The sequence below is a fragment of the Lawsonibacter sp. LCP25S3_E2 genome (assembly GCF_052117285.1).
Lineage (GTDB): Bacteria > Bacillota > Clostridia > Oscillospirales > Oscillospiraceae > Lawsonibacter.
In genome coordinates, this window is record NZ_JBQKJL010000003.1 from 175158 (window position 1) to 188267 (window position 13110).

Sequence of the window (13110 nt, forward strand, 5' to 3'; positions counted from 1 at the left end):
GACAAATACGCTGAGGGGGAAGTTATATGCTCTCCGATGAATTTTTACAATTAGGGCAGCATGAAGGTGATTGGGAATACTGGGAACAAACGGACAAAGAGGTCGTGTCCGGTCATTGGATCATTGAAATTGAGCAGGGCAAACCGGCGCGCTTGTACTGCGATGCGGTCGCCCGGAGATGCTTTGGCATTTCTGCCAACGACACGCCGGAAATGTGCTATGCCCTGTGGCAGGATAATATTTTTTCTTCTCACATTGCAGAGATGCAGCGTCATGTCAATGAAATTATTATGGGGGCACGTGGCGACATTACATATCCATGGAAAAATCCAGCGGGTAATACCCTGTATCTGCGCAGCATCGGTATACGGGATAATCGTTATCAAAACGGCATTCGTCTGGTGGGAACCTTTCAGGATGTGACCAACGTCATCTGCAGTGAACAAATCAGCAGACGGACCTATCTGAAATCTGATTATTTATTGCAGATCCTGGCAGATACCTTTGAGGCGGTGCATGTGATCCAGTTTGACCAGGGCGCTGTTATGCCCGTGCGCGCCATCCTGCCGTTATTTTGGAACGCGCGTGAATTGGACATTACGCGCTATCTTGAGCTTATGCGGCAGTTCATCCCGCCGAAGGACTGTGAGCTGATCCGAAAATGTATTATCGAACGAAAAGTGTTTGATAATGGCGGGAATTGTGTCACCAAGTATTCATGGGACTTCAAAAGTGATGCTCTGAAAAAAGACGGCTGCTATAATATCCTGCTTAGTTTAGATCCCAACGTCAGCAAAAACGATATGATTCTTGCCATTCGGGATGTTTCCGAACTTGAAAACAACAGAAATGCTGTCAGTACCCTGAAGCATATGTCCGAAATAGACAGTCTCACCAACGTCTTCAACCGTGCTGCCATTGAGAAAAAAATGAGTAAGTACATTACGGGTCATCCAGATGAGCCGGGACTTGTGCTGCTGTTGGATCTGGACAACTTCAAACAGATCAATGATGTGTTTGGTCATATTGAAGGCGACAATTTTCTCATCGAATTGGCGGAAAAGCTGAGACAATTTTGCCGCAGTACCGATATCATCAGCAGGCTCGGCGGCGATGAGTTCATGATTTTTATGCCCAATGTGAAGGAACAATATATTACCTCTCTGGTATCCCGAATCATCAATGGCATACGCAAGGAGTACCACAAGGCAGACGTTGCTTTTGAGGTAACGGCTTCTATCGGTATTGCGCATTATCCTGAGGACGGCCGCTCTTTTGCTGAGCTTTATCACTGTGCAGACCTTGCGCTTTACAATGCAAAACGAAAAGGAAAAAATTGTTATTCGCGCTATCAGAATACAGTTTTGTGAGAAGCTTTCAGCTCGATTCCCTGAACGCTGGGAAATGAGGGACAGGGAAGAGAGATTTTTGGAACACTATGACAGACTGCGAGATGTTATGATGTGAAGCATTTAAAGAATAACATAGTTTTATGGATCGTCGGTATCACGCTGATTTTCAATCTTCTTCCGGTTCAGACGCAGGCGGCGTCTGACCACGTTGTGCGTGTGGCCTTTCCCATACAAGGCAATATATCCTACATTGATGAAAACGGAAATTATGCCGGATACCTGGTGGACTACTTGAACCAGTTGACCTTATTTACCGACTGGGAGATCGAGTATGTCCAGGCGGAAGGAGACATCAACACCCAGCTTTCCACCCTGCTCAAGCAGCTGCAAAACGGTGAGATCGACATGATGGGCACTATGAACCGCAATGCAGCTCTGGAGGAACTGTTCCTGTATCCCAGCTACAGCTATGGATCTACCTATACTGTTCTGGCTGTCAGGGATGATTCCACTTATATGAAGGAGAATTTTTCCAACTGGGATGGAATTACCATTGCCGCCTACCCTGGATTGGCTGCCAGAATGGAGCTATTTGACCAGTATGCCAAGGTCAACGGATTTACCTATGAGGTCGTAAACTACGATAGCTTTGATGAAGTAATCAATGCCATTTATAGCGGCGAAACAGATGCCGCACTTCAGGTAGATATTGCGATGCCGGACGGTTTGAGAAGCATCGGGTATTTTTCTCCCACACCATATTATTTTGCGCTGGCCCCCACCCGTCAGGATCTGCTTCCTGAGCTCAATTCTGCCCTGGAGATTATGTCCCTTTCATATGAGAGCCTGGAGCAGGAGTTGTACGAGCGCTACTTCCTGGATTCCGATCATTTCCGCGCCTCGAAAGAGGAGCTGGAATATATCCGGTCATTGGGGACCCTTCGCGTTTTGTTTTTTGAGGGAAACGCACCGTTCCAATATATAAAAGATGGTGCGCTGACAGGCTTTTCTGTAGAGTATTTTAACGATTTTGCCAAGAGCGTTGGGCTGCAATACGAAGTCGTGCTGGAAGATGACCCTGAGGACGCACTCCAATTGATCAAGGATAACCAGGTTGATTTAGTCGCCTGTATCGCAACGGATTCTGCCCTTTCTTATGAAAAAGGAATCCGTCTGACTCTTCCCTACTTCCATAGCTGTGCCAGCCGCACTTACTCTGTAGAGCACAACCACACAGATGGAGAAGTGCTGCAATTTGACCTGAACACAGAGCAAGCCCTGAAAAATATCCTGTCCAACCCGGACAGCTGTACCTGGATGGACGAATATTCTTTGAATTATTACATGCGCAAAAAGGTGGTTTATGATGATGTTGTGACAGATTGGGCAGATACGAAGGAATTCTCTTATGCTGTAGCTGTGACAAATTCCCTGCCCAATGCTGACATGATGGTCTCGCTCTTAAACCAATTTTCCAGCTCCATCAGCAACCAGGATACACAAGCCCGCCTGTCCAGCTATCTTTTGGATGACATTGAATATACCCCGCTGGAATGGGTCCTGGCAAACATAATCCCCATTGTGCTGGGTTCTTTGCTCTTCCTATTCTGTGTTATTGTGCTGGCTTTCTACGGCTATCACAAAAAAGTGGCATATAACGCGCTGGTCAATGAAAACAAGCTGCTCCAGCTTTCCAGCCACGATGAATTAACAGGCGCCTATAACCGGAATTATTTCTGCAAGCTTACAGATCAGAAAATCAAAAATCATGAACCATGGTCCCTGATCGGCTTGAATATTCACAACTTTAAGTATATCAATGATACTTACGGCACATACCGGGCAGACCAGCTTCTGTGCAAAATGAAGGATATTTTGCAGGATGATCTGAAAGCTGGTGAATTGCTCTGCCGTCCCACCGCCGATTCCTTTTACCTTGCCACCTCAGAGTGCCAGTCTGAGGACATCCGGCGGCGCATAAACCGGTTGGAACCCCTGCTGAAAGCGATGGCGGACGATCTCTTGGACGGCTATCGGCTGTCGATTTACTGCGGCGCCATTTCCTCCGGAACCGTTCTGGATCTGTCCAGCACCCAGGCAAATCTGAATTGTCTCATGGTGGCGTTGGCCCATGCAAAGCAATCCGGCGACAGCAATGTTTGTGTGTATGATGATTCCATCCACCAGCAGGAACAGCTGCGCCAATATATCGAAGCCAACATGTACCGTGCGCTTGAAGAGGGGGAGTATCAAGTTTATCTCCAGCCCAAAATGAATTTGCACACCGGTAAAGTGGAAAGTGCCGAAGCTCTGGTCCGCTGGCAAACAAAGGAACGCGGACTTCTGTTTCCAAATCAATTTATTCCTCTGTTTGAGCAAAACGGGTTCTGTAAGCAGCTGGACCTCTACATGCTGGAAAAGTCATGTCAGCTGCTGAGAGAGTGGATGGATGAGGGAAACCCTCCTATTTCCATCTCCATCAATCAGACAAAGTCCCTGTTTGTCAGCGATGACTACTTGGATAAGCTGCTGGAAATCACCTCCCGTTATCAGATCTCGCCCCAGTATATCGTGCTGGAAATCCTGGAAGGCTTGGCGTTTGAAAACATCGAGGAGCTGAACAACACCATCGCGCGTCTCCATAAAGCTGGATTCCGGGTGTCAATGGATGATTTTGGTTCCGGATATTCATCGCTGAACACCCTAGGAAAGCTGCACATAGATCAGATCAAATTGGACCGTATGTTTTTGATGGATTTAAGAGATGATCAAAAGTCCTCTCAAAATGACGTGATGCTTCTGATTTTGCGCTGGCTAAGAAACTAGGCATTGAGACCGTCACAGAGGGCGTAGAGACCCGTGAGGACGAGGCGCTGATCCAATCTATGGGATGCAACTACGGCCAGGGGTATTATTACAGCATGCCCATCCCTGTGAAAGATTTCTACAACATTTTCCTAAAGAAGACTTGATATCACTCAATACTTCCAATGATTTTCCCAAAAGCAGCGCACGTTCCATTTACAGGAGCCGTGCCATAAAGAAGCCTGCCGCTGCTGTGAGCTTTTGGGCAATTCAGGGTCTACCAAACAAAATTTCATTCCCTGAGAGGTGATATTATCGATGGAGTCAAACGCCGGATTGAAAAAGAGATTGGGGATTATCTTATACGTTACGGTCTTTTTGGTCGTAGAAGTGATATTTGGCTGTTTCATTCTGGAATCCAGAAGATTTATTTTGGAGAACTCCATAAAGCATGGCGGCTACCTGGCCCAAGCGCAGATGGAAAAAATCGAAACGCAGATGCAGGGATATGCCTTCTCCGTGGAACTGGCCGGAAAGTATCTGGACGATATGGTTGAACTGCACACACCTGAGGCGCAGATCCAGCAGTGGATGAAATCTTATTGCGAGAAGATCACCGAGCGGTTTGGCAACAATGTTCTGGACATCTATGCCGTTCTGGATGGCGGTATCGTCGCCGCAAACCCGTGGGAGGGGGACGAGGACTACGACTTTTTGTCCAAATCCTGGTATACGGATGCGGTGGAGGCAGCGCCGGGTACCATTGTGTTTTCTGATCTGTATCAGGATGCCGTTACCGGGCAGGATGTATTCACAATGTCCCTTGCACTTGCCGACGCTCACAATGTGGTTGCCATAGATGTGTATCTCACCAGTGAGAACTGGATGGGCTTTTCCGAGCTGGCAGACGGCTACGGTCTACTGGTCTATGATCCCAATCAAACACTGGCGTATTCCATCGGGCACATAGACCTCGGCACAGTTCAGGCGGATGTACTGGCCGATACCTCCAACGAAGTCTCCCATTATGCGGGGTCTATTAAGGAGGACTACAATCTCTATGCATGTAACCTGAGCAGCGGCTGGAGCGTAGTCATGGCAATTCCAAGAGAGAATCTGATTTCCCCGAAACACATGCTCCTGATGAATCTCGGACTTGGTCTGAATGTTCTGAACATGGTCATCGCAACAACGCTCATCATACGGCATTTTCACAACAGCAGATACATTCGCCAGGATGCTTTGACCGGCCTTTTGAACAAATCCTATCTGATCAAGCAAATCCGCAGGCGGCTCAAACGATCCGGCGGCACACTGCTGATCGTTGATGTGGACAACTTTAAACAGGTCAATGACAACTACGGCCATGACCACGGCGATCTGGTTCTCGTGCAGATTGCAGAGGTGCTGCAGTCTTGTTTCCGGAAAACGGACTGCATCGGCAGATTTGGCGGTGACGAATTTATCATCTATGTAGACGAATTTCTCACAGACACTGTTCTGAATGACAAGGTACAGGATGTGCTCCGCCGGGTGGCTGTGCTGTCAAATCAATATCCCCTGAGCGGCCTGACCATTAGTATTGGCGGCTGCCGCTGTAAAAAGGGCGATAAGTATAATGAAGTGTTCAAGCGTGCGGATGAAGCGTTATACGAAGTCAAAAACAGCGGAAAATGCGGTTTTGCCATAAAACTTAATACATAAGTGTAGAATAACCCTGCCCAACCGGAACAAATGGCTGATATTTGTTTGGATGAGGCAGGGTTATTTTATACCTGAAGCTTCTCTCCGCAACGGGATTGCCCGCGCCGCGTATCAGCGGATGCCGTCTGCTTTTGCTGCTTCCATTTGGCATGAAATTTTTCTTTCAAAAATGGAAGAATAAAGAATAATATATTGTAGAAATTGGGAACAGATGGTAGAATATATACAGCAGTCTTAGTAGGGCTCCCTCCAAACAAAGCGGCGGTGCAGACATGCAAGCAAGGATCAGTGCCATAGTTACATCGGTAATGGCCCAAGAACATGCATTGCAGTTATTTTGCTTAAAGGAGCTATGAGTGGATATGATGGATTTTAATCTATTTACCCAACAGATGTGGCAAACCTATTTTGCGGATCTGAACGAAGATGGAAGTCATCCCATTCAAAACTTTATCGATCCGACCTGCACAATTATCGGAACGGGCAAGCATGAAATCTACCAAACTGCGCGAGAATTTCAAACCGCTATGTACGAAGAATTTTCCGAGCGTAACAATATTCAATTTCAGTTTCGGGATTTTTGGTGCGACTCGGTTTTTCTGTCGGAAGACCTTTGTCTGGTATATGGAGAAATCTATATTTACTGGGAAAGCGAAGATAAAGAAACTACCATTGATATGGACAGCCGTTTCTCTATAGTCTACCGCCGCAGAGAGGATGAATGGAAAATCATTCACATTCACCACTCGCTGCCCAACATTGAGCAGACAGACGGAGAGTACTATCCCAAAACCCTTCTGAACCAATTTAATGAAGAAATGGTAAAGATGGAATACCTGCGCACATTGGCTGAGCGGGATGGTCTGACCGGCTTAGTCAACTACCGCACCTTTCAGGAACGCTGTAAGCACTATGTGGATGCAAATCCCTCTTGCTGGCTCTTTATCATTGACGTAGACAAATTCAAAGAGATCAACGATACCTTCGGCCATATGTCTGGAAACCGTGTACTCAAAAAAATGGCCATGACACTAAACAATATGGTCCGCTCTTCTGACATAGTATGCCGAATGGGGGGTGATGAGTTTGTCCTTCTTTGCAGCGGCATTGCAAACGAGGAGCAGGCACACACCTTTACGCAGAGAATAAAAAAGGCCATGGCAGACGCCGGAAAAGGCGAGAAAGCCTGGACAAGCATTTCCATTGGAAAGGCAAGACTTTCTGCTGCCGACAAGTTGGAAGATATCATTGAGGCGGCAGATGCCGATCTGTATCACGACAAGAAAAATAACCGCCAGCCCCCTGTCTCAGCAGATTTAGTTGAAAGATAAGTATGATCGTATACCATCGCAAAACATATTTGCATTGTTACAAAAGGATCGTCATAGCTACATAGCTATTCAAGAGAGGATCTGTGTTATCGTGAAACGGATAAGACAGTTGGCAGGGCTAATATTAACGGCATGCATCGTGGGATCTATGATTCCAACGGCATTGGGTGCTTCAACCGGGAACACTGTGGTGCGTGTGGGGTTCCCTATCCAGCATGGCATTTCCTATCTGGATGAAGATGGGGAATACGCCGGGTATATGACAGAATATTTGGAATACCTCAGTCTGTATACGAACTGGGATTATGAGTTTGTAACAGCCACGGGGGATACCAATACACAAATCAACACCTTGATGCAAATGCTGATGACCGGCGAGATTGACATGATGGGAACCATGAACTATCTCCCGGAGCTTGAAGAATATTTTCTTTATCCGAGCTACAGCTATGGAACCACATATACCTCTCTGACCGTTTTGGAGGACTCCACCCAGTGGGCAGAGGAGGACTTTTCCTCCTGGGATGGGATGATCGTTGCCTCAGCTCCACAGCTATCCCTGCGCATGGAAGAGCTGGAACAGTATGCAAACTTGAATCGGTTTACTTACGAAGTGAAGGAGTACCCTTCCATTTCAGAGGCGCTCCAGGCCGTACAGACGGGAAAGGCCGATGCTGTTTTACAGGTTGACATGGCAATTATGGATAACTTCCGCAGCATTGCCCGATTCTCTCCCACCCCCTACTACTTTGCGCTGTATAAAGGGAACCAGTCTTTGCTCCAGCCCCTCAACAATGCCCTGTACCAGATAAGCCGGGCCTATCCTTATTTGCAAACGGAACTTTATGACGAGTATTTCTACTCCAACAACCGCTTTGTCATATCGGAGCAGGACAAAAAATATATTCAGAGTTTAGGGACACTGAAGGTTGCCTTCTGCGATGGAAATGCACCGCTGCAATATGTCCGGGATGGACAAGTAGATGGAATGGCCGCCCGCTACTTTGCAGCCTTTGCAGAAGCAACCGGGCTTCAGTATGAACCTGTTATTGTACAGTCCTGTGAGGATGGCATTCAGCGTATCCAGCAAGGACAAGTGGACCTGATCGCCTGTGCTGCCAGCACTTCAACTTATATCACAGTGGATGGCATCCAGTTTACCTTGCCTTATTTGGACGGAAATAGTCTGCTGGTATCCGGGCCAGCTGACACTATCTCCTCGGACACTGAGAGTACCCAGCGTTTTTATACAAACACACAGTTTGTATTTAATAAGCTGAGATCCGGCGAAATGGGCCATGGCCGTCTGGATGCATATTCCATAAACTATTACCTCCAAAAGCAAGGGCTCTATGAAAACCTTTCTGTTGATTGGTCCAGCGACAAAAACGTATCCTACTGTATGGGCGTGACCGGTCATGTGTCAGGCAATTTATTGGCTATCTTAAATCGTTACATTCGCTCTGTCTCCGAAATAGAAAGCCAAAATATGCTCTATAAGGCCATGTCTGTAAAAGCGGCCTACACTCCCTCCGAGTGGTTGTATGTACATCGCTATCAACTGTTGTCTGCACTTGTCGTTCTGCTGCTGTGCATCTGCCTGTACTTCTTATATCATAGCATTAAAAAAACCCGCCAGGAGGCAAGCCTCACCCGGCAGCAGCTGGATCAGCTGTCCCGGTATGACAATCTGACGGGCGCATATAACGGCGGGGAATTCCGCTCACTGCTTACCCAGGCATGCAGCCAAAAAATCCCCCTAATGCTGGTAGCTCTGAATATCAGGAACTTCAAGTACATCAACGAGACCTATGGTCTTTCCACTGCCGACCAGTTCCTGTGCCGCATCAAGAATTGTCTGGACATGATTTGTCAGCCAGGAGAATTTTTCTGCCGACAGTCAGCGGATATATTTTATCTTGCTTTGCGGGAAGACCAGGAGGAGCCCGCAATCGAGCGTGTTCAATCCCTCCTGAAGCTAATCCAGGATGAGGCCTCCCCTCTGCTGGGGGAATATTCTGTCTCAATCTATTGCGGCTGTGTGCTGACTGCGGCAGCCCCCGAGCCATTCTCCGCTCCCGCCAAGCATAACTACATGATGTCTGCATTGGCACAGGCAAAAAAGAATAAAAAGCAGTCCATCTGTATCTATGACGAAAATCTCCACGATACGGAACAGATGCGGCTTTATGTGGAGAGCCATATGCAGCGTGCCCTGGAGCAGGAAGAATTCTGCATGTATTTGCAGCCCAAAATGGATTTGAATACGGGTCTGCTGACCGGTGCCGAAGCATTGGTGCGCTGGCAGAGTAAGGACAAAGGCATGATCTATCCCAATCAGTTCATTCCTTTGTTTGAGGAAAACGGCTTTTGCGTACAGCTGGATCTCTATATGGTAGAGCAGGTTTGCAAACAGCTGCGGCAATGGCTGGATGAGGGAATCGTACCAATGAATATCTCCGTCAATCAGACCAGACTTCTGTTCGCCAGTGAGGGATATGTGGAGAAGCTCTTGGCTATTACTGGGAAATATGACATATCCCCCAAGTATATTACCCTGGAGATCTTAGAGAGCCTGGCTTTGGAGCAGATGGATAAGGTCAACGCCTGTATTACCCAGCTGCGGGCCGCCGGATTCCGCATTTCCATGGATGACTTCGGAAGCGGCTACTCCTCGCTTAATACCTTGGGGCGGCTGAAAATTGACGAGTTAAAGCTGGATCGGCTGTTTTTGATGGGCGTGGCCAAGGATACAGATGGAACACAGCGAAAGATCATGGCGTGTATTCTGGAGCTGGCCAAGCAACTGAATATCAGCACTGTGGCTGAGGGAGTGGAGACGCAGGAAAATGAACAGATGATGGCTCAGCTTGCCTGCAACTACGGTCAAGGGTACTATTATAGCCGTCCTTTGACCACGGCTGATTTTGAACGTGATTTTCTGATCCCTTACTCCACGCACATGATAGGTAGAGTTAAAACATGATCGGTACGGAACATATCGGTTAGGAACCCTATGGTGATGGCAGCTGTACAGACGCTGGGTTTCGCTTTGGTATTGCGTGTCGTCCTGCTGACCTCTAACTCTTGTTCGGCAACCATAAGAGAAGCCACCAGCCCTTTGGCTGGTGGCTTTTTCTGACCGTATCCTGCAACTTGTTTTGGGAATTTTACCGCTGCGAAGTCTGAGCCGTGCGGACGGAAACACGCCATCTGCAGGCAGCCGCTGCTCACGGATGGCTAATCGGTTTGATTTTGTGTCTCATTCCTGCCGCAGGCGCTCCACCACGGAATAGTGCTGGGCGGCGCGGCAGCTCAAGACCGGTATGAGGATGCCCAGCGCCCCGAACAGGGGCAGCACCACAGCAATGGGCCAGATGGTGAAGTGATAGGTAAAAAACCAGATCAGCCCGTTTAGGCCGGGCCCCACAAAGGGCGCGGTGACTACAACCAATGCCAGGGCCAGAAGTGCTGCGCCTACCGTATAGAACAGTCCCTCCAACGCCAGCATGGTCCGCAGCTGCCGCTCCGTCATGCCAATGGACTGGAGCACCGCCAACTCCCGGCGGCGGGCGGTGATGCCAGTGAGGATGGCATTGAAGAAGTTCAGCACTCCCACCAGACCCACAATGAAGCTCAGAGCTCCCCCCAGCAGAAGGAACATGTTCCGGGTGCTCTCAAATTCCCCGGCATAGGTGGCCTTGCTCTCGTAGTCAAACTGGGGATTTCCGTTCTCTGTGTAGTCCTTGAGGAAGGCCTCCATAGCGGCGTTGGCCTCTTCCGTGGTGTCGAAGGCATAGTACATGACGCAGTCGGTTTCCGTATCCCGGAGAAATGTCTCCGCTCCCATAACAAACTCGTCAGCTCCATAGTAGCGGTAACTCAGAGCGGACGGCACTGTCACCAGGGCGGCCACAGTGTACTCCACGTCCCGGTACTTCACCGCCCGGTCCACATAGTTGACCCCCTCCGGCACGTTCTCCCATGGTCCATAGACCTCGCCGGTGTCGGGGTTATAGTACTCCGTCTCTTCCACATAGCGGACAGTCACCGTATCGCCCAGTCGGGCCCAATGGCTGCTCATATCCGGATTGTCATAGTCATCGGTACTGTACACAGCGGCAACAAAATTGCCATTGGGGTCGTTGAGCTTTGCCAGGTCCCCTTCCAGCACCGACAGATAACCCAGCGCAAAGGGCTCCATGCCGTAGAGCTGTACCCGGTCCGCCAGCAATCCGTCCTCGGTGCGGTCCTTGGTGGCCACCATGCTGTCCAGCACCTCTTGAGGGTACCAGCGCCCCCACATGGAGCGGTAGTATTCCTCGGTGACGAATTCCAGTGCCGGAGCCGTCTTGCCGTACACCCGGCCGCTGCCGGTGATGCCGCCCTGGGCGTCCACGGCGGCAATCACTTCCTCCGGCACTCCCATCTCATTGTTGAAGGCCTCCCCACCCGTCTGAAACTGGCCCGCATCCGCCAGGATAAAGTCACTGGCGGTGAAGTTGGACACATACTTGTCCATATCAAAGCCGCTGGTAAACGTTACCGTCAGGTTCAGTAGTACCACGGCAAGGGTCAGGGACAGTACCGTAAGAAAGGTTTTGCCCCGGCTGCGGCCCAGATTGGCCCAGGCCATGGACAGCAGGGACACGCCTTTGCCCCTGCTTTTTCCGTTGCGTTTCAGCACCTTGCCTTCGGTGTAGCGCACCGCTTCCACCGGAGAAACTTTGCCCGCCAGGTGGCCGGGACGGCGGCAGGAAATGAGCACCGTTCCCAGAGCAAAGAGGGCCGAGCCCACAAAGAGAAGGGGGTTCACCGAGACCAAACTGGTCACCCCATCCAGCCGTGCGACAATGATAGGGGTGAGCACACCGCCCAGCAGCCAGCCCAGCAGCAGACCGATGGGAATACCAATGAAGGAGAGGATCAGTGCCTGGATGCGGATGATCCGCCGGAGCTGACGGGGCGTGGTGCCGATGGTTTTCAGCAGGCCGTAGAAGCGGATGTCCCCCGCCACAGAGATCTGGAACACATTGTAGATGATGAGATACCCGGTAAGCAAAATGAGGGCCAGTACACCCACGATAATGGCTGCCACAGTGGGGTCCAGCTTATCGGACAGCTGCGCCCCGGTATAGCCCCAGTTGACACCGATGGAAATATAATTTTCTCCTGGAATATCTGACTGATAGCCGTGGTTGGCCAGAATCTCCTTCAGATCAGAGGCAATGGAGCGGGCACCGTTTCTTAACATCACATCCAGGTTCCACTCCCCTGTCATGCCGTCACTGCCCGGCGGGGTCACACCTACTTCTGCCAGGATGGCATCCACCCGGCTTTCGGGAATGAGGATGTGATTGGCCACGATAGCCTCGTCGTACTCCCACCAGCCGCACAGGGTAAAGGTCTGGGTCGTCTCGTGTCCGTCCACCGGGAAGGTGACCGTGAATTGAGCGCCGATTTCCGGCTCCACGCCCAGCAGCGCCAGCACATGGGTGTCGGTAGCAGCCTCGTTGGTTCCCTCCTGAGGCAGTCCGCCCTCCACCGGGTCGCAGTACATCCAGTGGGCCCGGTTGGCATCGCAGTAGCTGATCTCCACATGGGATTTGTTGAAGGGGACCGACCTGGGCATCCCCACAAAGCGGCGCAGGCCCCACTGGTCAATGAAAGGATCGTCCTTCAGTTCCTCAAACTGTTCCTCGGTGAGATACTTAAAGGTGCCGTGGGACCAGCCCCCCGCCTGGCGGAAGTTGTTTTGCTGGATGCCCTCATTGATGGAGAGGGCAATGGTAAAAAGTGAGGTAAAGAGCATCGCTGTCAGGGTGATGGCCAGCACTGCCACGATGTTCCGGGTTCGGTTGGCAAAAAGAGCACGCAGGCTCAGGCGGCGGATACAGCCGCGGTTGGAGACGTTCATA

At 49.9% G+C, this 13110-nt stretch carries 7 protein-coding genes; 6 read left to right on the forward strand and 1 reads right to left on the reverse strand.

What is annotated here, in order from left to right:
• Window positions 1–26 precede the first annotated feature (26 nt).
• The 6 genes from ACTQ3R_RS04605 to ACTQ3R_RS04630 all read left to right on the forward strand — a co-directional run bounded on the left by ACTQ3R_RS04605 (window position 27) and on the right by ACTQ3R_RS04630 (window position 10178).
• On the forward strand, window positions 27–1370 hold the full coding sequence (locus tag ACTQ3R_RS04605; protein WP_441778169.1) for a GGDEF domain-containing protein: 1344 nt from the start codon (window positions 27–29) through the stop codon (window positions 1368–1370).
• A gap of 93 nt (window positions 1371–1463) precedes the next feature.
• A complete protein-coding gene (locus tag ACTQ3R_RS04610; RefSeq protein ID WP_441778170.1) occupies window positions 1464–4178 on the forward strand; it encodes an EAL domain-containing protein in 2715 nt (904 codons plus the stop codon).
• Window positions 4179–4180: 2 nt separating this feature from the next.
• Window positions 4181–4324: an EAL domain-containing protein gene (locus ACTQ3R_RS04615; RefSeq protein ID WP_441778217.1), complete on the forward strand. Its 144-nt coding sequence runs from the start codon at window positions 4181–4183 to the stop codon at window positions 4322–4324.
• Window positions 4325–4589: 265 nt separating this feature from the next.
• Window positions 4590–5861, forward strand: a complete 1272-nt coding sequence (locus ACTQ3R_RS04620; RefSeq protein ID WP_441778171.1) for a sensor domain-containing diguanylate cyclase — start codon at window positions 4590–4592, stop codon at window positions 5859–5861.
• Window positions 5862–6223: 362 nt separating this feature from the next.
• The gene (locus tag ACTQ3R_RS04625) at window positions 6224–7192 is read left to right on the forward strand and encodes a diguanylate cyclase (protein WP_441778218.1); all 969 of its coding nucleotides are present in this window, start codon (window positions 6224–6226) and stop codon (window positions 7190–7192) included.
• Between the two features lie 91 nt (window positions 7193–7283).
• Window positions 7284–10178 (forward strand): EAL domain-containing protein, encoded by a 2895-nt coding sequence (locus ACTQ3R_RS04630; RefSeq protein ID WP_441778172.1) that lies wholly within the window; start codon window positions 7284–7286, stop codon window positions 10176–10178.
• Window positions 10179–10454: 276 nt separating this feature from the next.
• On the opposite strand, the gene ACTQ3R_RS04635 is transcribed toward ACTQ3R_RS04630, so the two are convergent.
• Window positions 10455–13109 carry an ABC transporter permease gene (locus ACTQ3R_RS04635; protein WP_441778173.1) on the reverse strand — a complete coding sequence of 885 codons (2655 nt, stop codon included), beginning with the start codon at window positions 13107–13109 and terminating at the stop codon, window positions 10455–10457.
• Window position 13110: the final 1 nt, after the last annotated feature.

What these genes read in the sequence shown, in the direction of transcription:
- ACTQ3R_RS04605 (WP_441778169.1), top strand. Translation starts at nt 27, where the DNA reads ATGCTCTCCGATGAATTTTTACAATTAGGGCAGCATGAAGGTGATTGG.
- ACTQ3R_RS04625 (WP_441778218.1), top strand. Translation starts at nt 6,224, where the DNA reads ATGATGGATTTTAATCTATTTACCCAACAGATGTGGCAAACCTATTTT.
- ACTQ3R_RS04635 (WP_441778173.1), bottom strand. Translation starts at nt 13,109, where the DNA reads ATGAACGTCTCCAACCGCGGCTGTATCCGCCGCCTGAGCCTGCGTGCT.